General features: G+C 59.7%; 18 protein-coding genes. 10 read left to right on the top strand and 8 right to left on the bottom strand.

Features of this window, described 5'->3' with window-relative positions:
* Positions 1-39: 39 nt before the first annotated feature.
* Genes FHT73_RS01095 through FHT73_RS01085 form a run of 3 tightly spaced genes read left to right on the top strand, consistent with a single transcriptional unit; the run spans position 40 to position 3234 of the window.
* Positions 40-1449 (top strand): circularly permuted type 2 ATP-grasp protein, encoded by a 1410-nt coding sequence (locus FHT73_RS01095; RefSeq protein WP_132717242.1) that lies wholly within the window; start codon positions 40-42, stop codon positions 1447-1449.
* Positions 1450-1455: 6 nt separating this feature from the next.
* Positions 1456-2397, top strand: a complete 942-nt coding sequence (locus tag FHT73_RS01090; RefSeq protein ID WP_183709339.1) for an alpha-E domain-containing protein — start codon at positions 1456-1458, stop codon at positions 2395-2397.
* Between the two features lie 12 nt (positions 2398-2409).
* Complete coding sequence (locus FHT73_RS01085) at positions 2410-3234, top strand: transglutaminase family protein (protein WP_183709337.1); 825 nt, start codon at positions 2410-2412, stop codon at positions 3232-3234.
* Between the two features lie 62 nt (positions 3235-3296).
* Here the strand turns inward: FHT73_RS01085 and araD are convergent, their stop codons facing one another.
* The 6 genes from araD to chvE all read right to left on the bottom strand — a co-directional run bounded on the left by araD (position 3297) and on the right by chvE (position 11632).
* Entirely contained in the window at positions 3297-5042 is a 1746-nt protein-coding gene (araD, locus tag FHT73_RS01080; RefSeq protein ID WP_112411546.1) for an L-arabinonate dehydratase, read from the bottom strand.
* Positions 5043-5104: 62 nt separating this feature from the next.
* The gene (locus FHT73_RS01075; protein WP_183709336.1) at positions 5105-6538 is read right to left on the bottom strand and encodes an aldehyde dehydrogenase family protein; all 1434 of its coding nucleotides are present in this window, start codon (positions 6536-6538) and stop codon (positions 5105-5107) included.
* Positions 6539-6604: 66 nt separating this feature from the next.
* Complete coding sequence (gene araD1, locus FHT73_RS01070) at positions 6605-7603, bottom strand: AraD1 family protein (protein ID WP_112605599.1); 999 nt, start codon at positions 7601-7603, stop codon at positions 6605-6607.
* Between the two features lie 116 nt (positions 7604-7719).
* The gene (gene mmsB, locus FHT73_RS01065) at positions 7720-8928 is read right to left on the bottom strand and encodes a multiple monosaccharide ABC transporter permease (protein ID WP_112334214.1); all 1209 of its coding nucleotides are present in this window, start codon (positions 8926-8928) and stop codon (positions 7720-7722) included.
* Entirely contained in the window at positions 8925-10463 is a 1539-nt protein-coding gene (mmsA, locus tag FHT73_RS01060) for a multiple monosaccharide ABC transporter ATP-binding protein (protein ID WP_112334213.1), read from the bottom strand. The genes mmsB and mmsA overlap by 4 nt, the downstream gene beginning before the upstream one ends.
* A 104-nt stretch (positions 10464-10567) precedes the next feature.
* Positions 10568-11632, bottom strand: a complete 1065-nt coding sequence (gene chvE, locus FHT73_RS01055) for a multiple monosaccharide ABC transporter substrate-binding protein (protein ID WP_112334212.1) — start codon at positions 11630-11632, stop codon at positions 10568-10570.
* A 274-nt stretch (positions 11633-11906) separates the two neighbouring features.
* Between chvE and FHT73_RS01050 the strand changes: the two genes are divergently transcribed.
* Positions 11907-12914 (top strand): LysR family transcriptional regulator, encoded by a 1008-nt coding sequence (locus tag FHT73_RS01050; RefSeq protein WP_112334211.1) that lies wholly within the window; start codon positions 11907-11909, stop codon positions 12912-12914.
* Positions 12915-12985: 71 nt separating this feature from the next.
* Positions 12986-13447 carry a hypothetical protein gene (locus tag FHT73_RS01045; RefSeq protein WP_183709334.1) on the top strand — a complete coding sequence of 154 codons (462 nt, stop codon included), beginning with the start codon at positions 12986-12988 and terminating at the stop codon, positions 13445-13447.
* Here FHT73_RS01045 and FHT73_RS01040 read toward each other — a convergent pair whose 3' ends face one another.
* A complete protein-coding gene (locus FHT73_RS01040; RefSeq protein ID WP_112334209.1) occupies positions 13448-13711 on the bottom strand; it encodes a hypothetical protein in 264 nt (87 codons plus the stop codon).
* Between the two features lie 228 nt (positions 13712-13939).
* Here FHT73_RS01040 and iolG point away from each other — a divergent pair, with 228 nt between their 5' ends.
* From iolG to FHT73_RS01020, 4 genes are all read left to right on the top strand, one after another.
* A complete protein-coding gene (gene iolG, locus FHT73_RS01035) occupies positions 13940-14932 on the top strand; it encodes an inositol 2-dehydrogenase (protein ID WP_112604658.1) in 993 nt (330 codons plus the stop codon).
* Positions 14933-15085: 153 nt separating this feature from the next.
* Entirely contained in the window at positions 15086-15400 is a 315-nt protein-coding gene (locus tag FHT73_RS01030) for a metalloregulator ArsR/SmtB family transcription factor (protein ID WP_112334207.1), read from the top strand.
* Positions 15397-15756, top strand: coding sequence for an SRPBCC domain-containing protein (locus FHT73_RS01025; RefSeq protein WP_112604655.1), 360 nt, complete (start codon positions 15397-15399; stop codon positions 15754-15756). Before FHT73_RS01030 ends, FHT73_RS01025 begins: the two co-directional genes overlap by 4 nt.
* Before the next feature lie 45 nt (positions 15757-15801).
* Entirely contained in the window at positions 15802-16425 is a 624-nt protein-coding gene (locus tag FHT73_RS01020; protein WP_015340756.1) for an ATP-dependent Clp protease proteolytic subunit, read from the top strand.
* 57 nt (positions 16426-16482) lie between these two features.
* On the opposite strand, the gene FHT73_RS01015 is transcribed toward FHT73_RS01020, so the two are convergent.
* A complete protein-coding gene (locus FHT73_RS01015; protein ID WP_183709332.1) occupies positions 16483-17724 on the bottom strand; it encodes an ROK family transcriptional regulator in 1242 nt (413 codons plus the stop codon).
* Positions 17725-17947: 223 nt separating this feature from the next.
* On the opposite strand from FHT73_RS01015, the gene xylF reads away from it, so the two are divergent.
* A complete protein-coding gene (gene xylF / locus FHT73_RS01010) occupies positions 17948-18988 on the top strand; it encodes a D-xylose ABC transporter substrate-binding protein (RefSeq protein WP_112604649.1) in 1041 nt (346 codons plus the stop codon).
* Positions 18989-19046: the final 58 nt, after the last annotated feature.

The raw sequence follows: 19046 nt of genomic DNA, 5'->3' as shown, positions 1-19046 counted from the left end.
CGTTGTATTCAAATGGGTAAAAACACGGGGACCGCACCTTTGGCATTTGATGAAATGATTACTGCGGATGAAAGTCCGCGCGCGCCTTACGAGAAATACTTCGAGTGGTACTCAGGCCAGGACAGGGGCCACCTCATTGCCAAATCCCGCGATGCGGAAACCATCTTCCGAAAGACGGGCATTACCTTCGCGGTCTACGGACACGCAGACTCCTCCGAAAAGCTCATTCCCTTCGACATCATCCCCCGCATCATATCAGGCCGCGAATGGCGCAAGCTCGCCCAGGGCATCGAACAGCGGGTCGTCGCCCTCAACGCCTTCCTCGACGACATCTACCACAAGCAAGAAATCATCCGCGCCGGCCGCATCCCGCGCGAGCTGATCGAAAAGAACGACGCCTTCCTGCCTGAAATGATCGGCTTTCGTCCGCCGGGCGGTGTCTACACCCATATCGTCGGCACCGACATCGTGCGCACCGGCGAAGACCAATTCTATGTGCTCGAGGACAATGCCCGCACGCCTTCCGGCGTCAGCTACATGCTGGAAAACCGCGAAACGATGATGCAGATGTTCCCCGAACTGTTTCACCAGAACAAGGTGCAGCGCGTCGAGGACTATCCGCTGCTGCTCCGCCAGAGCCTGGCATCGCTCGCCCCTCCCGGATGCAAGGGCAAGCCTCGCGTCGCCGTGCTGACGCCGGGCATCTATAACTCCGCCTATTACGAGCATTCCTTCCTCGCCGACATGATGGGCGTGGAGCTGGTGGAGGGCTCCGATCTGCGCGTCATCGACGGCAAGGTGAAGATGCGCACGACGCGTGGCTATGAGGCGATCGACGTGCTCTACCGCCGCGTCGACGACGATTTCCTCGATCCCCTCACCTTCCGTCCGGATTCCGCGCTCGGTATTCCCGGCATCATGGACGTCTACCGCGCGGGCAACATCACCATCGCCAATGCGCCCGGCACCGGCATTTCCGACGACAAGGCGATCTACTCCTACATGCCTGAAATCGTCGAATTCTACACCGGCCGCAAGCCGATCCTCGAGAACGTGCCGACATGGCGCTGTTCTGAGCCCGACAGCCTGCAATATGTGCTCGATAACCTTGCCGATCTCGTCGTCAAGGAAGTTCACGGCTCCGGCGGCTACGGCATGCTCGTCGGACCGACGGCCACTAAGAAGGAGCGGACGGCCTTTGCCGAAAAGCTCAAGAGCAAGCCGAACAACTACATCGCGCAGCCGACCCTTTCGCTCTCGACCGTGCCGATCCTGGTCAACAAGGGCATTGCGCCGAGGCATGTCGATTTGCGGCCCTATGTCCTCGTCTCCGACAAGGTGCGGATCATCCCCGGCGGGCTGACCCGCGTGGCGCTGAAGGAAGGCTCGCTGGTGGTCAACTCCAGCCAGGGCGGCGGCACCAAAGACACCTGGGTTCTGGAGGACTGATCGGACATGCTGGGAAGAACCGCGAATGGCCTCTACTGGATGTTCCGTTACATCGAGCGCGCCGAAAACATAGCCCGCCTGGTCGACGCCGGCCAGCGCATGTCGCTGACCCGCAGCGACGCCGTCGATGATGACTGGGACGGCGTCCTGCAAAGCGCCGGGGTGCGCGAAGCCTACGATGAGGTGCACGACAAGCTGACCGGGACCGACGCGATCGATTATCTGATGCGCGACCGCTCCAATCCATCGAGCGTCATGTCCTGCATCGAATATGGCCGCAACAATGCCCGCATGGTGCGTACGGCGCTGACCCGCGACACCTGGGAAGCGACCAACGAATGCTGGATCGAGCTGAAGTCGCTGCTCGGCAAGAAGCTGAAGACGGCAGAGCTACCGGAGACGATCGACGTCATCAAGCGGCGCGCCGGCTTGATCCGCGGCGCCTTCCACGGCTCGATGCTGCGCAACGAACTGTATAATTTCGCCCGCATCGGCACCTTCATCGAGCGCGCCGATAACACGGCCCGCATCCTAGATGTCAAATATTACGTGCTGCTGCCATCCGTCTCGCATGTCGGCTCCTCGCTCGACAATGCGCAATGGGAGTCGATCCTCAGATCGGTCTCCGCGCACCGGGCCTATAAATGGGCTTACGATCCCGAATATAAGCCGGCCAACATTGCCGACTTCCTGATCCTCAACGGGCAAATGCCGCGCTCGCTTGCCTATTGCTATGAGAAGATCGTCAGCAATATCGGCTATCTCAGCGCCGAACATGAAAAACGGCTACCCGCGCACGATACCGCGGAGGCCATCCGCCAGTCGCTGCAGAAGCTGACGATCAAGCGCATCATGGACCAGGGCCTGCATGAGTTCCTCGAGGATTTCGTAGCCCAGAACAACAAGCTGGGCGCCGAGATCTCCGACGGCTACCGGTTCTACGAATAGGCGGGCGATATCATGAGACTGACGATCAGCCATATCACGGAATATCGCTACGACGAGCCGGCGCAGTTTTCCCTGCAACGGCTTCACCTGACGCCGCTGACGGGCGTGGGACAAACAGTTATCGACTGGAAGCTCTCGGTCGAAGGCGCCAAGCCGGAAGTGGAATATGACGACCAGTTCGGCAATCGCGCCACGCTGGTTTCCCTCGACGGGCAGCAGGACGCAACGAAGATCATTGCCTCAGGCGAAGTCGAGACGCAGGACCTCAACGGCGTTGTCGGGCCGCATCAGGGCTTCAGCCCGCTCTGGCTCTTCCTGCGGGAATCGCCGCGCACCAAGGCGGGCAAGCTGACGAAGGAACTGCTGCGCAGCGTTTCAGGCGACAACGAGCTCGGCAAGATGCATGCGCTGATGAGAGCGATCCATCAGACCGTGGAATACAAACCAGGCACCAGCAATACGGAGACAACGGCGGAACAGGCACTGGAGGCAAAGAGCGGCGTCTGCCAGGACCATGCGCACATCTTTCTAGCCGGCGCCCGTGCATTGCAGATCCCTGCCCGTTACGTCTCCGGCTACCTGATGATGGAAGGCAAGAACGAGCAGGCTGCTACCCATGCCTGGGCAGAGGCGCATATTGCCGGCCTTGGCTGGGTCGGCTTCGATCCGGCCAACGACGTCTGCCCCGACGCCCGCTACGTCCGCATCGCAACCGGCCTCTGCTATCGCGACGCCGCTCCCGTGTCCGGCATGCGCATCGGCACGCCGGGCGAAACCCTTATGGTCAAGGTAACAGTCGCGACCCAAGGGCAGAGTCAAAGCCAGAGCCAGAGTTAGCGACTCACAGAAGAAAAAGGGGCGGAACTTTCGCCCCGCCCCTTTCAATTTAGACGATGACCTTAGTGGCTGTCGCGATTGTTCGGGATTTCCGAGCCCCGCGGGCCGACGAGGAAGTCCAGGTCGGCGCCGGTGTCGGCCTGCATGACCGACTTCACATAGAGACCGCCGTAACCGCCGGTGAGCGGCTTGACCGGGGAAACCCAGGCGGCGCGGCGCTTTGCCAGTTCCTCATCCGAAACCTCAAGCTGGATGGTACGGGCGGGAACGTCGACGGCGATGATGTCACCGTTCTGCACCAGCGCCAGTGGGCCGCCATCGGCAGCTTCCGGAGCCGTGTGCAGGATGACGGTGCCGTAGGCCGTGCCGGACATGCGCGCATCGGAGATGCGGATCATGTCGGTGATGCCCTTCTTCAGCACCTTCGGCGGCAGGCCCATGTTGCCGACTTCGGCCATGCCCGGATAACCCTTCGGACCGCAATACTTCAGCACCATGATGCAGTTCTCGTCGATGTCGAGATCGTCACGGTTGATGCGGGCGTGATAGTCCTCGATGCTTTCGAAGACAACGGCGCGGCCCTTGTGCTGCATCAGATGCGGCGAAGCGGCCGATGGCTTCAAGACGGCACCCTTCGGCGCGAGATTGCCGCGCAGGACAGCGATGCCGCCCGACTGCGTCAGCGCCTTTTCGCGCGGAACGATAACGTCGTCATTGTAGTTGACGACATCCTTGACGCCTGCCCAGATCGTGTCGCCCGTGACCGTGATGGCGTCCTTGTGGAGCAGGCCCATTTCGCCGACTGCCTTGATGACGACGGGCAGACCGCCGGCATAGTAGAACTCTTCCATCAGGTGCTTGCCCGAAGGCTGCAGGTTGACGATGGTCGGCACTTCGCGGCCCAGACGATCCCAATCGTCAAGCGACAGGTCGACGCCGATGCGGCCCGCGAGCGCGAGGAGGTGCAGAACGGCGTTGGTCGAGCCGCCGACGGCGCCATTGACGCGGATAGCGTTTTCGAAGGCTTCCTTGGTCAGAATGTCCGATGGTTTCAGGTCTTCCTTGACCATGTCGACGATGCGGCGGCCTGACAGTTGCGAGATAACACGACGGCGCGCATCGACAGCCGGGATCGCGGCATTGCCGGGCAAGGTCATGCCGAGCGCTTCGGCCATCGACGCCATGGTGGAGGCCGTACCCATCGTCATGCAGCTACCGGCCGAGCGGGCCATGCCCTGCTCCGCATCCATGAATTCATCCAGCGACATCTCGCCGGACTTCACCATTTCGGAGAACTGCCAGATCGCCGTGCCGGAGCCGACATCCTTGCCGCGCCACTTGCCGTTCAGCATCGGGCCGCCGGAAACGAGGATGACCGGAATGTCGACGGAAGCCGCGCCCATCAGCAGGCTTGGCGTGGTCTTGTCGCAGCCGCCGAGCAGCACGACGCCATCGACCGGATTGCCGCGGATCGCTTCTTCCACGTCCATGGCAGCGAGGTTGCGGAACATCATGGCCGTCGGGCGCAGCGTGCTTTCGCCGACGGAGAAGACCGGGAATTCCACGGGGAAACCGCCCGCCTCGTAGACGCCGCGCTTCACACGCTCTGCAAGATCGCGCAGATGCGCGTTGCAGGGCGTCAGTTCCGACCAGGTGTTACAGATGCCGATGATCGGACGTCCGTCGAACGTATCGGCCGGCAGGCCCTGGTTCTTCATCCAGGAGCGATGCATGATCGCATTCTTGCCGGTGCCGCCGAACCAATCGTAGGAGCGCAGCTTGCGCGGCCATTCAGCTTTCTTTTTCATGTCTCAGTACCCTTTGCGTCGCCCAGGCCGCCTCGTTCGCGCCTGGACTTTGAAATCGATGATCAGGCGAGCGTGTAAGCCGTCTTGACGGTGGTGAAGAATTCAGCGGCATATTTGCCCTGCTCGCGCGGACCGAAGGACGAGCCCTTGCGGCCGCCGAACGGCACGTGGAAGTCGACGCCGGCCGTCGGCAGGTTGACCATCACCATACCCGCTTCCGCATTGCGCTTGAAATGCGTCGCATGCTTCAGGCTCGTCGTGGCAATGCCCGAGGACAGGCCGAACGGCGTGTCATTGGCTGTTGCCAAGGCTTCTTCGTAATCCTTGACGCGGATGACGGAAGCAACCGGGCCGAAGATCTCTTCGCGGCTGATGCGCATCTGGTTCGTCGCTTCGGTGAACAGCGTCGGCTGCAGATAGAAGCCGGGTGTGTCGCGGCTGACGAGTTCGCCGCCGAAGGCAAGCTTGGCGCCTTCCTGTTTCCCAATCTCGATATAATCCGTATCCGTCTTCAGCTGCTTGGCATCGACGACGGGGCCGATATGCGTGCCGGACTTCATGGCGTTATCGACGTTGAGCGTCTTCAGCTTTTCCGTCAGCGCCGCCACGAACCTGTCGTGAATGCCTTCGGTGACGATCAGGCGCGACGAGGCTGTGCAGCGCTGGCCGGTCGAGAAGAAGGCGGAATTGGCAGCCGCTTCGACGGCGACCGTCAGATCAGCATCGTCAAGTACGACCATCGGGTTCTTGCCGCCCATTTCGAGCTGGTACTTACGACCGTGCTCGACGGAGGAAAGCGCGACGCGCTTGCCGGTGCCGACTGAGCCGGTGAAGGTGATACCCGAAAGAACCGGGCTGTCGAGCATAGCTTGACCGACGACCGAGCCCTTGCCCATGACGAGGTTCAACACCCCCTTCGGCAGACCGGCGCGGTTCAGAATATCGACGATTGCCCACGAGCAGCCGGGCACGAGATCGGCCGGCTTGAAGACGATGGTGTTGCCGTAGCAGAGCGCCGGCGCGATCTTCCAGGCAGGAATGGCGATCGGGAAGTTCCAGGGGGTGATGACGCCGATGACGCCAAGCGGCTCGCGGGTGATCTCGACGCCGATATTCGGGCGCACGGAAGGAAGCACCTCGCCTGCCAGGCGCAGCGCTTCACCGGCGAAGAATTCGAAGATCTGCGCAGCGCGGATGGTCTCGCCGATCGCTTCCGGCAGCGTCTTGCCCTCTTCGCGGGCGAGCAGCGCGCCGAGTTCATCCTTGCGTGCCAGGATCTCGTCGCCGGCCTTCTTCAGTATCGTGTGGCGCTCCAGAATACCAGAACGCGACCAGGCTGGAAAAGCGGCCTTGGCGGCAGCGATCGCATCCGTGACATCCTGCGCGCTTGCGCTCGCATAGAGGCCGACGACCTCGTTCGTATCCGACGGGTTGATGTTCTCGGTGACGTTCGTCCCCGTCCACTCCCCGGCGATCAAGTTCTGATGAATGGTCATGGCGTCATGCCTTCCTGGATCGTATTGGAAATGCCCGGCCGATCCCTTGCGGCCGGGCTCGATGCATTACAGCTGGCGAACAGCCACTTCTTCCTCGGCATCGATCGCCAGCGGATTGCGCAGCGGCAGGCCGAATTCGCCAACTTCGATTTCAAAGACGTCGCCGACTTCGGGCTTGATGCCTTCCGCGAAGGAAAGCGTCGCCGTGCCGAACATGTGCACATGCACATCGCCGGGAACACGGAAGATGCCGTACTTGAAGTGGTGATATTCAAGGTTCGCAAAGGTGTGCGACATGTTCGCTTCGCCCGATAGGAACGGCTTTTCGAAGATTACCTTGTCGCCGCGCTTGATGCGCGACGTGCCGCGAATATCTTCCGGCGCCACACCAACGCGGATTTCCGGGCCGAAGCTTGCCGGACGGAGCTTGGAATGGGCGAGATAAAGATAGTTGATCCGCTCGGTGACGTGATCGGAAAATTCGTTCGAGAGTGCAAAGCCGATACGGAACGGCGTGCCATCCTTGGCAATGACGTAGACACCGGCCATTTCGGGCTCTTCGCCACCGTCGAGCGCGAAGGATGGAGACACGAGTGCCGCACCCGGGGCCGCAGCGCCGTAGCCATTGCCCTTGTAGAACCACTCTGGCTGTACGCCCTTCTCGCCCGCCTTCGGCTTGCCGCCCTCGATGCCCATCTTGAACATCTTCATGGAGTCGGTCAGCGTCTCCTCGGCAGCTTCCGTCGTCTTCTTGTGCATGGAATCGCGCGTGGCAGCGGAGCCAAGATGCGTCAGGCCGGTGCCTGTCAGGTGCAGATGAGCTGCGTCGGGATGCGTGATTGGCGGCAGGAAGTGGCCTTCGGCATAGGCTTTTTCGAGATCGATTGACTCGCCGAGACCATGGGACTCGATGACCGATGCCAGCGACTTGCCGCTATCGGCGGCTTCGATCGCAAGCTTGTAGACGCTGCCGCCATTGACGACGGCCTTGGCAGCTTCGCCGGGTCCATTGCGGACCGCAACGACGATCTCGCCGTTCGAACCCTTGATCTGCGAGATGAGCATGTCTTTCATCCTTTCCTAACAGACAGAGATCGGATGCGTTCTACCGTTCCGGCTCTCAGCGAGAGCCGGACTCTGTCATGGATTTGGTTTTAAAAGCTGAGTTGATCGCTAGACGATCAACCCTTGTTCTTGTTGTAGACGTCGATGAACACGGCAGCGAGCAGCACCGCACCCTTGATCATCTTCTGGGAGTCCGTCTGGTAGCCGAGGATTGACATACCCTGGTTCAAGACACCCATGATCAAGGCGCCGATGACGGCACCCGTTACCTTGCCGACGCCGCCGGAGGCCGAAGCGCCGCCGATGAAGCAGGCCGCGATGACGTCGAGTTCGAGGCCGTCACCGCCCTTTGCGGTTGCCGAATTCAGGCGCGTCGCGATGATGATGCCGGCGATGCTCGCCAGGATGCCCATGTTGATGAAGGTGTAGAAGGTCAGACGGCGGGTATCGATACCCGAAAGCTTCGTCGCCTTCTCATTGCCGCCCATGGCATAGATGCGACGGCCGATCGTGGTGCGCTGTGTGGCGAAGCTGTAGAGCGCGATCAAAAGCAGCATGAGAACCAGAACGTTCGGCAAGCCCCTGTAGGAGGAGATCTGGTAGCCGATAAAGATGGCGGCGGCAGCAACCACCAGATTCTGGGCGACGAAGAAGCTGAACGGCTCGACATCGATACCGTGCTTCTCGTTCACACTGCGGCGACGCCATGACAGGAAGAACATGATGATCGGGATGGCGACCGTCAGCAACATCGATGTCGAATGGATACCGCCCATATCGACGAAATCCGGAATGAAGCCCGTTGCGACGATCTGGAACGCCGGCGGGAACGGACCGATGCTGCTGCCGTTGCCGGTCGTATTGATGATGGTATAGGTCAGGCCGCGGAAAACCAGCATGCCCGACAATGTCACGATGAATGACGGAATGCGGTGATAGGCGATGAAATATCCATGCCAGGCGCCGACCGCGGCACCCATCAGCAGACAAATGACCGTCGCGAGTGCGAGATTCATATGCATTTGCACGACAAGAACGCCGGCGACCGCGCCGACGAAACCGACGACGGAGCCGACGGAAAGATCGATATGGCCGGCCACAATAACAAGCAGCATGCCGAGCGCCATGATGACGATGAACGAGTTCTGCAGCACGATGTTGGTCAGGTTCTGCGGCCTGAACAGAACGCCGTTCGTCAGGTACTGGAACAGCAACATGATGACCACGAGCGCGATCAACATGCCGTATTCGCGGATGTTGTTGCGGATGTGGTCGCCGATGGAAACCACGTGGCTGCTTTCTGTGGCTGGGTTGGCCGAACTCATTGTTGTTTCTCCCCTGAGCGCATGATAGCGCGCATGATGCTCTCCTGGCTTGCCTCTGCCTTCGGCAGTTCGGCGACGATGCGACCTTCGTTCATGACGTAGATGCGGTCGCAGGTGCCGAGAAGCTCGGGCATTTCCGATGAAATCATCAGAACGCCCTTTCCGTCGGCGGCAAGCTGGTTGATGATGGAATAGATTTCGTATTTGGCGCCGACGTCGATACCGCGCGTCGGTTCATCGAGGATCAGCACTTCCGGATCCGAGAACAGCCATTTCGACAGCACTACCTTCTGCTGGTTGCCGCCGGAAAGATTGCCCGCTTCCTGGAAGACGCCGGCCGAACGGATGCGCAGCTTGGAACGATAGTTCGTCGCCACCTGCAGTTCCCGCACGTCATCGATGACGGTCGCCTTGGAAACGCCAAGCAGATTGGCAAGCGTCGTGTTGTGCAGGATGCTGTTGGTCAGAACCAGGCCAAGCTGCTTGCGGTCTTCGGTCACATAAGCAAGACCGGCATCGATCGCCTTGCGCACCGTGCTGGTATCGACCAGCTTGCCGTCAAGGAAGACTTCGCCGCTGATCTTGTGGCCATAGGACTTGCCGAAGACGCTCATGGCGAATTCGGTACGGCCTGCGCCCATCAGGCCGGCAATGCCGACCACTTCGCCCTTGCGCACATTGATGTTGATATCGTGCAGGACCTGGCGATCACGATGCTGCTGGTGGAAGGCATTCCAGTTCTTCACTTGGAAGATCGTCTCGCCGATCGGCACCGAGCGCGGCGGATAGCGATCCGCCAGCTCACGGCCGACCATGTTGCGAATGATGATGTCTTCGCTGATCTCTTCCTCATGACAGTCCAGCGCCTTCACCGTCATGCCGTCGCGCAACACCGTGATCTGGTCGGCCACCTTGCGCACTTCGTTGAGCTTGTGCGTGATGATGATCGAGGTGATGCCTTGATTGCGGAACTCCATGAGGAGATTGAGGAGCGCATCGGAATCGTTTTCGTTCAGCGATGCCGTCGGCTCGTCGAGAATGAGTAGCTTGACGCTCTTCGATAGAGCCTTGGCGATCTCGACGAGCTGCTGCTTGCCGACACCGATGTCGGTCACGAGCGTGTTCGGAGATTCCTTGAGGCCCACTTTGGAAAGAAGCTGTTTGGTTCGGCTGAAGGTTTCCTGCCAATTGATCATGCCATTGGCGACGACCTCGTTGCCGAGGAAGATGTTTTCGGCGATCGACAGAAGCGGAACGAGCGCCAGCTCCTGGTGAATGATGATGATGCCGATATCTTCGGAATCCCTGATGGTCTTGAACTGACGAACCGCGCCATCGTAATAGATATCGCCGTCGTACGTGCCGGCCGGGTAGACGCCCGACAGCACCTTCATGAGGGTGGATTTGCCGGCTCCGTTTTCGCCGACCAAAGCATGAATCTCGCCCTGACGGACTTTCAAATTCACATTTTCCAAGGCGTTCACACCGGGGAACGACTTGGTTATGTTCCGCATTTCGAGAATGGTATTGTCCATTGTCCGTATCCAACGCCGCGATCAAACATAGCAGACCGCGCGATCGTCTTAAATATCAAAGCCAGGGCTCGCATTGAGCGAGCCCTGACCGCTATGTCGGAAGACTACTTCAGCTGATCAGCCTTGTAGTAACCGCCCTCGACGAGAACCTTCTCGTAGTTGGTCTTGTCGACTGCGACCGGGGTCAGCAGGTAGGACGGAACAACCTTGACACCGTTGTCGTAGGTCTTCGTGTCGTTGACTTCGGGCGTCTTGCCTTCCATCAGCGCGTTGACCATGCCGACTGTGACCTTTGCGAGGTCACGGGTGTCCTTGAAGATCGTCGAGTGCTGCTCGCCAGCGATGATCGACTTCACCGACGGGATTTCGGAGTCCTGACCGGTAACGATCGGGAGCTTCACGCCGCCGGAACCGTAGCCGACGCCCTTGAGCGCGGAGAGGATGCCGATCGACAGGCCATCATACGGAGACAGGACGGCGTCGACGTGGCTGTCGGTGTAGTAGGCCGACAGCAGGTTGTCCATGCGGGCCTGGGCCGTTGCCGGATCCCAACGCAGCGTACCGACCTTATCCATGCCCATCTGGCCGGACTTTACGACCAGCTTGCCGCTGTCGATGTAGGGCTTCAGGACCGACATTGCGCCGTCATAGAAGAAGAAGGCGTTGTTGTCGTCCGGAGAACCGCCGAACAGCTCGATGTTGAACGGGCCCTTGCCGTCCTTGAGGCCGAGGGCGTCGACGATCGAGTTTGCCTGCAGAACGCCGACCTTGAAGTTGTCGAACGTCGCATAATAGTCGACGTTGCCGCTGTTGCGGATCAGGCGGTCATAGGCGATGACCTTGATGCCGGCATCGTGAGCCTTCTGCAGGACGTCGGACAGCGTGGTGCCGTCGATCGAAGCGATGACGAGGACCTTATCGCCCTTGGTGACCATGTTCTCGATCTGCGAGAGCTGGTTCGGGATATCGTCGTCGCCATACTGAAGGTCGGTGCCGTAACCAGCAGCCTGGAGCTGCTTGACGATGTTGTTGCCGTCATCGATCCAGCGCGCCGAAGCCTTGGTCGGCATGGCGATGCCTACCGTGCCCTTATCCGCCGCGAAGGCAGGTACCACCAGCGTAGCGACGCCGAACGCAGCGCCGGCCATCAATGAGATAATGGATTTCATTACTCTCTCCCTTGTTGTTAAATGCGGCGGACAAAAAATGCCCGCCCGAAACTGCGGCAGGTTCCGTAGAAGGAATGATTTACTTCTAATTGTGAGAAACGAAGTAGGTCTCCTCCACGCTCTCACGGTTTATGAGCTGTACCCAGCCCACAATCGGCAAACTCGTACGATTTCGTATAACTGTCAAATAGAATAACTGGCTAAACATATACCAACTTTGGTATAATGTTAAAAAATAGTACTTTTTTGCCGGCGAAGGGGAAAAATGGCCGTTATGGAGAAAATATATAACGATTATTTGAGCGAAGGCATCGAGATTCATTCCGATAATTTTCGCGACGACGCGTTGTTGAAAGCCGGTTTGAAGCTCAATCACCTGCGGATGATCGTCACGATCGAGGATCACGGGCAAATTTCCGCGGCCGCTGAGTCCATGAACATGTCACAACCTGCGGCTTCACGCATGCTCTCAGAAATGGAGTCGATTGTCAAAAGCCCGCTTTACGAGCGTGTTGCCAGGGGCGTCGTTTTGACCCCTTTCGGGCTCGCTTTGGCCAAGCGGGCACGCAAGATCCTACTGGAGCTGCGCGAGGCAGGCCGGGAGCTTGGCGCCTTGCGAACCGGCAGGGGTGGCTCGGTCTTTCTGGGGGCGGTGACCGCGCCGGCAATCAGCCTTGTCGTCCCGGCGATCCAGCGCGTGACGCGCACCTATCCCGGCATAGAGATCAATATCGAAGTCGAGAACAGCAATGTGCTCGCGCGCGAGCTGCTGGCGGCCCGCCATGACTTCATCATCAGCCGCATCCCGGACGATCTCGATCCGCGTCTGTTCACGGCCCATGAGATCGGTGTCGAAAAGGCCTGCCTGGTGGTTCGCAACGGCCATCCGCTGCTTGAAAGAGGTGTAGCCAGCCTGCACGATCTGGCCGGTTACGACTGGGTATTCCAACCGCCGGGCACATTGCTTCGCCGCAAGGTGGAAGACATTTTCCTCGCTGCTGGCGTGCCCCTGCCGGAAAATGTCGTCAACACCTCATCCTTGCTGCTGACGCTGGCGGTGGTCTGCAAGACGGACGCGATCGCGCCGATTGCGCTCGACATGGCGCAATTCATCTGCGGGCAGACGTCCCAGGCAGGCGAATCCTCCATCCTGCCGATCGATTTCGATATCGACGTCAGGCCCTACAGTCTCATCACCGCCCGCGAACGCGCCATGCCGCCGAGCGCGCGGCTGCTGCATGACATGATCCTGGAAGAGAGCCGGCATCTCTCGCCGACATGAACGGAGAACCGTTGCCGCCATAAGCTCCACGCCAACTTGCGCTCCTATGAAGCTTGGCGTGGAGACCACGCATGCTGTTCAAGCAATCATTGTTTCAATCCGTGCTCGATCGCCTCGATAGCGAACAGGAGCCTGCGGAACAGGAAGAAGCCGCGCACCGCATCCGCGGCCTGAACGTCAGCTTTGCCGCAACTGTGTTGGGCGGTGAGACGCCGGACGCCCATCGGCCAGACGAAGCCTACCGCGACAATCTCGGCGACCCTAACATTCTGCCGGAACCCGAACCCGCTCCGCAAGAACCGGTACTGCCGGTCATGCCCGAGCATCTGGCACGAACATCGCGGGAAGAAGTCGCCACTGAGCTCGCAATCACCTCTGACCTCACGCGCGAAGCCCTGCAGGAAAAACGCCGCAGTTTTGCCAAGGCCAATCACCCCGACAGCGTCGCAGCCCTCTTCCGCGAACAGGCGACAATCCGCATGACGCTCGCCAATCAGCTGATCGACGAAGCCATACGCCGCCTCAGACGATGATTATTTCTTGTCTTCGGAGGGCGGCTCATCATCCTCGGCAGCATCGTCCTGCACTGGCGCATCGCTAGTCGCCGCGGGCGGTTGCGGCTTGAAATTCAAGAGCAGCATCCACGCCGAATAGGCGCCGAGCGCCCCGGACAGCATTGCCCAGAACGGCTGCGAGCCCAGCGTTTCGACGGCTGCCCAGCCAAAGCAGACAGCCACGATGAGAATGCGCACCCAAAGCGGCTTGTAGATGGGATGGCTGGGATCGATCAGTTGCATGGGTCACTTTTGCCTGTTTAAGAAGACATGTCTTTAGCGCATCCTCAGGAAAATTGTGAAGTCGTCCGCATAAAATAAGGTTTCACGTCCGGATTTCGGCTAAGCCGAGAGCCGGAATTTTTCAGAATTGTGAAGTCCAGGCGGCTTGACGCCGCCGCCGGAAGATGGAATGAAAATTCCATAGCAATTGATATTCGGTCCATTTATTCCGAATTCAGGGAGGTAATAATGACTGTCAGATTTGGTCTGCTCGGCGCCGGACGCATCGGCAAAGTGCATGCGAAAGCCGTCAGCGGCGATGCCAACGCCAAGCTCGTCGCCGTCGCGGATGCCTTTCCGGCGGCTGCGGAAGCAATCGCGTCCGCCTATGGCTGCGAAGTCCGCACCATCGAAGCGATCGAAGCCGCCAAGGATATCGATGCCGTCGTCATCTGCACGCCGACGGATACCCATGCCGATCTGATCGAGCGCTTCTCCCGCGCCGGTAAGGCCATCTTCTGCGAAAAGCCTGTCGATCTCGACGTCGCGCGCGTCCAGGCCTGCATCAAGGTCGTCAATGAGACCAAGGGCAAGCTGATGGTCGGCTTCAACCGCCGCTTCGACCCACATTTCATGGCTGTCAAGAAAGCCATCGACGAAGGCCGCATCGGCACGGTCGAAATGGTGACGATCACCTCGCGCGATCCGGGCGCCCCGCCGGTCGATTACATCAAGCGCTCCGGCGGCATCTTCCGCGACATGACGATCCATGATTTCGACATGGCGCGCTTCCTGCTCGGCGAAGAACCGGTTGCCGTCACTGCAACTGCCGCAGTTCTGGTCGACAAGGCAATCGGCGAAGCCGGCGATTACGACAGCGTTTCGGTCATCCTCCAGACGGCATCGGGCAAGCAGGCGATCATCTCCAATTCGCGCCGCGCCACCTACGGCTACGATCAGCGGATCGAAATCCATGGCTCGAAGGGTCTGGTTTCGGCTGAAAACCAACGCCCCTTCTCCATCGAAGTCGCCAACGGCGATGGCTACACCCGCCCGCCGCTGCATGATTTCTTCATGACGCGCTACACCGAAGCCTATGCCAACGAGATCGCAAGCTTCATCGCCGCGATCGAAGAGGGCGCCACCATCACACCATCGGGCGCCGATGGTCTTGCTGCACTGAAGCTGGCGGATGCCGCCTTGCAGTCGGTCAAGGAAGGCCGCCTCGTCAAGATTAACTGAGCCGTCTCCATTCCTCCAGGAATGCGATCCTCCCAAAAGTCCGCCGCGATCTCCATTCGCGGCGGACTTTTTCTTTGGCGCGATCCAGAGCTCACGAAGAGGTTTCGATAAAAACCTCTTGCGAATCACATAAGTACATGCTTATCTGTTGTCATGGTAGAGAATGAGATATTCCGGGCTTTGGCCGATCCGACCCGCCGCGCCATCTTCGAGAAGCTGGCGACAGGCGGCATGAATGCCAGCGCCCTGCGAGACGGTATCGACATCAGCCAGCCGGCCATGTCCCAACATCTCGCAGTTCTGCGGAGCGCCGGGCTGGTCAGGGAAGAACGACAGGGGCGTTTCGTGAACTACGAAGTCGATCCGGAAGGGCTTGCCCTCATCGCCCAATGGCTGGCGAAATACCGCGCATATTGGCCCGCCCGCATCGAAGCTCTCAAGGTGTTGCTGAAGGATATGGATCAATGAACAATCCCAAGATCCCCGAGCGAAAGAACGGCATCGAGCTGGAATACCAGCTCGACGAACCGCCGCAAAAAGTTTGGCGTGCAATCAGCACCCCTGAGCTTCGTGAAAACTGGCTGCCGCAGGAGGCCTTGGCCAATCCCGAGGCCATATCGGTCACGCCGGGCAAGGAAGTCACCTACAGGCTGCGGGACGATGCAGCGCCCTTCCTCGAAAGCACCGTGACTTTCAAAATATCTTCGAATGCAAACGGCGGCACCAGCCTGCGGATCATCCACGAGCTCGATGACGTTCGGCTTCGCGAAACGGAAAGAACTGCAGCAAACAATAACAGCCTGACCATCATGCGCGCCGCCTGACGGCATCGGCTACACATCAAATCTCAAGAATATGGGAGTTCGCCGATGCGCGAAGCGATGCAACTCGTCCCTATGGTCGTTGAGCAGTCTAGCAGAGGAGAGCGATCTTTCGACATCTACTCCCGCCTGCTACGCGAGAGAATCATCTTCCTGAATGGTGAGGTGAACGACGACGTCTCGGCCCTCGTCTGCGCGCAACTGCTGTTTCTCGAGGCCGAAAATCCCAAGAGACCGATCCACCTTTATATCAATTCGCCCGGTGGCGTCGTAACCAGCGGTCTCGCGATGTATGACACCATGCGTTACGTTCGTGCGCCGGTGCATACGCTTTGCATGGGAACGGCCCGTTCGATGGGCTCCTTCCTCTTGATGTCTGGTCAGCCGGGTGAGCGCACTGCGCTTCCAAATGCCAGCATCCATATTCACCAGCCATTGGGCGGTTTCCAAGGACAGGCATCGGACATCTTTATCCACGCCGAAGAAATGAGGCGAACGAAGCATCGCATGACGCGGCTTTATGCCGAGCATTGCGGACGCTCCTATGAGGAGTTCGAACGCGCCATGGACCGCGATCACTTCATGACGGCGGAAGAGGCTCTGGAATGGGGGCTGATCGACCGTATTCTTCAGGTCCGCGAAGACGAACAGCCTTTGGGCTTGGCGGATTGATTGAGATGACAATCCTGCGGCCAAGCGCAGGGCCACAGCTTGCGGCGCCCTCGCCTCTCAACCCGCCTGGTCGCGCAGCTCGACGACCGAGGCTCCCCTCTTCACGATGTCATTGTCGATGATCGAAAATGCGCGGTTCAGATGCCCTTCGAAAACGAGCGTCGGCTCGTCGGCGATGACGCGCAGCTCCGGCATGCCCTCCATGCGCACGACATGCGATTCCGCCAGGCCCTCGGTTATGCCCTCGATCAGCAGATCGTAGTACCTCACGCCAGGACCGGTGATGACGATCGGCATCCGCTCGTGCAGACTCAAGACACGCGAAAGGCCATTGCCGAGCGCCAGGCCCGCCTGGCGGAAGGCCAGTAAGTTGCGGCGCCCGCCCTGGCGCGCACTCGTAGCGATCTTGTCGAGCTCGGCAATCGGCACGAACTTCGCCGGGATCGTGTCCAGCGGCACGTCGAAGGCCGTCCGCAGCATCGCGTAGAAACCAGCATAAGCCTCGATACATCCCCGCGCGCCGCAGCGACAAAGACCGCCGCCGGGCACATGCATCATATGCCCGAAATTGGGCGCCGATATATGATGGCCGCCTTCCTGTTCCCGGCGCACGATGCCAAGCCCGATACTATGGCCGAGCGACAGCGCCGCCAGCGAGCGGAAGTCGCCGCGGGTGTTGATTTCCTCCTGCCGCCCAAGCGCTGCAGCCACAAGCAGGGTTTCGTTGCCGAGAATGACTTGCGCAGGCCATTCATCGCGCAGCACGTCAGCGAAATCGATCTCGTCGCGCCCGAAGATCGGAGACCAGCGCAGCACCGGCGCTGAAGTATCGACGAGCCCCTTGCTGCTGATCGAGATCATCAGCACCTTGTCGCGCGGCAATCGCGATCGGGAGACAATGCGGCTCAAGGCATCGCGCAAGGCGGCCACGAAGCGCTCGACGCCCGCAACGTTCTGCTGCCTATCCTCGGTAAAGCGGTCGATCAGGCGGCCGGTATAATCGACGAGAGAATATTGCACGGCATCCGACGAGATGACGATGACGATGAGATAGCCACAATCGCGCCGCTGCGAAAACAAAACACGCGGCCGCCCGCGGCCGCTGGCCGGCTGCTGCTCCGCCTTTTCGATGATCTGCGCCCGCTCGAGATCGGCAGTGATGACCGATACGGTCGCGGAAGAGAGCCTGGTGAAATCAGAGAGCTCGGTATGGGCGAGCGGGCCGTGCCGGCGCAGCGCCGACAAGACCAAGGCGCTGTTCTTCTGACGGACCAATTCGGTGCTCGATTTGGCCAGCATCGGCAAACTCCCTGCTCATTCAACCCTCCTCCTGCGCAGCCCCTGATAGCTTTTTCGGACGACCTATTAAACCTAGCGGCGCGGGTGTTGACAGCTGAAAAAATCTCTGACACTAAATTTCTCGACTGTCGAGAAAAAAGTCCAAGACTTTTCTTGTCAGCATTTTCGCCGCGGCCGACGGGAGTTAAGGATACGTGCGGTCGCATTCACTCGGGAGGATCACATGAAAGCTTTCATCAAGCTGGCTGCGGGCGCGGCCATCGTTTTGACCATGCAGACGACCGCCTTCGCCAAGGATCTCGTCGTCGGCGTTTCCTGGTCGAATTTCCAGGAAGAACGTTGGAAGACCGATGAGGCAGCCATCAAGAAGGCTCTGGCAGCCGTCGGGGCCAAATACATTTCCGCCGACGCCCAGTCGTCCGCTTCCAAGCAGCTGACCGACGTCGAGTCGCTGATTTCGCAGGGTGCCAACGCCCTCATCATTCTCGCCCAGGATTCCGATGCCATCGGCCCGGCCGTTGAAAAGGCTGCCGACGAAGGCATTCCGGTTGTCGGCTATGACCGCCTGATCGAAAATCCGGCAGCCTTCTACATCACCTTCGACAACAAGGAAGTGGGCCGTATGCAGGCTCGCGAAGTCCTGAAGGCAAAGCCGGCTGGCAACTACGTCTTCATCAAGGGCTCGTCGTCCGATCCGAACGCCGACTTTCTCTTCTCCGGCCAGATGGAAGTGCTGAAGCCTTCCATCGACGCCGGCAAGATCAAGAACGTCGGCGAAGCCTATACGGACGGCTGGCTGCCGCAGAATGCGCAGCGCAACATGGAGCAGTTCCTGACCGCCAACAACAACAAGGTTGACGCGGTCGTCGCCTCCAACGACGGCACCGCCGGCGGCGCTGTTGCCGCTCTCGACGCCCAGGGCCTTGCCGGTTCCGTTCCGGTTTCCGGCCAGGATGCCGACAAGGCAGCCTTGAATCGCATCGCGCTTGGCACGCAGACCGTTTCCATCTGGAAGGACTCGCGTGAACTCGGCAAGCGCGCCGCTGAAATCGCCATCGACCTCGCCAAGGGCAAGAAGCTCGACGAGATCTCCGGCGTTCAGACCTTCAACGGCGGCCCGAAGCACGTCGCCATGAAGTCGGTCTTCCTGACCCCGGTTGCTATCACCAAGGACAATCTGAACGTCGTCATCGACGCCGGCTGGATTTCCAAGGCTGAAGCCTGCCAGGGTGTCAAGGCAGGCGCTGTCGCGGCCTGCAAATAAACCGACTTTAGAACGAGCTTACTCATCGAAAGAGCGACGCCGCAGCGGCACACCGTTG

Source organism: Rhizobium sp. BK098, assembly GCF_014193155.1.
In the GTDB taxonomy this organism is placed as follows: Bacteria; Pseudomonadota; Alphaproteobacteria; order Rhizobiales; family Rhizobiaceae; genus Rhizobium.
This window is presented reverse-complemented; position numbering and strand designations above follow the sequence as displayed.

Excerpts from the sequence above, each read along its gene's own strand:
- FHT73_RS01090 (WP_183709339.1), top strand. The coding sequence starts at position 1,456 with ATGCTGGGAAGAACCGCGAATGGCCTCTACTGGATGTTCCGTTACATC.
- FHT73_RS01085 (WP_183709337.1), top strand. The coding sequence starts at position 2,410 with ATGAGACTGACGATCAGCCATATCACGGAATATCGCTACGACGAGCCG.
- araD (WP_112411546.1), bottom strand. The coding sequence starts at position 5,042 with ATGAAAAAGAAAGCTGAATGGCCGCGCAAGCTGCGCTCCTACGATTGG.
- FHT73_RS01075 (WP_183709336.1), bottom strand. The coding sequence starts at position 6,538 with ATGACCATTCATCAGAACTTGATCGCCGGGGAGTGGACGGGGACGAAC.
- araD1 (WP_112605599.1), bottom strand. The coding sequence starts at position 7,603 with ATGCTCATCTCGCAGATCAAGGGTTCGAACGGCGAGATCGTCGTTGCG.
- mmsB (WP_112334214.1), bottom strand. The coding sequence starts at position 8,928 with ATGAGTTCGGCCAACCCAGCCACAGAAAGCAGCCACGTGGTTTCCATC.
- mmsA (WP_112334213.1), bottom strand. The coding sequence starts at position 10,463 with ATGGACAATACCATTCTCGAAATGCGGAACATAACCAAGTCGTTCCCC.
- chvE (WP_112334212.1), bottom strand. The coding sequence starts at position 11,632 with ATGAAATCCATTATCTCATTGATGGCCGGCGCTGCGTTCGGCGTCGCT.
- FHT73_RS01050 (WP_112334211.1), top strand. The coding sequence starts at position 11,907 with ATGGAGAAAATATATAACGATTATTTGAGCGAAGGCATCGAGATTCAT.
- FHT73_RS01045 (WP_183709334.1), top strand. The coding sequence starts at position 12,986 with ATGCTGTTCAAGCAATCATTGTTTCAATCCGTGCTCGATCGCCTCGAT.
- FHT73_RS01040 (WP_112334209.1), bottom strand. The coding sequence starts at position 13,711 with ATGCAACTGATCGATCCCAGCCATCCCATCTACAAGCCGCTTTGGGTG.
- iolG (WP_112604658.1), top strand. The coding sequence starts at position 13,940 with ATGACTGTCAGATTTGGTCTGCTCGGCGCCGGACGCATCGGCAAAGTG.
- FHT73_RS01030 (WP_112334207.1), top strand. The coding sequence starts at position 15,086 with ATGGTAGAGAATGAGATATTCCGGGCTTTGGCCGATCCGACCCGCCGC.
- FHT73_RS01025 (WP_112604655.1), top strand. The coding sequence starts at position 15,397 with ATGAACAATCCCAAGATCCCCGAGCGAAAGAACGGCATCGAGCTGGAA.
- FHT73_RS01020 (WP_015340756.1), top strand. The coding sequence starts at position 15,802 with ATGCGCGAAGCGATGCAACTCGTCCCTATGGTCGTTGAGCAGTCTAGC.
- FHT73_RS01015 (WP_183709332.1), bottom strand. The coding sequence starts at position 17,724 with ATGCTGGCCAAATCGAGCACCGAATTGGTCCGTCAGAAGAACAGCGCC.
- xylF (WP_112604649.1), top strand. The coding sequence starts at position 17,948 with ATGAAAGCTTTCATCAAGCTGGCTGCGGGCGCGGCCATCGTTTTGACC.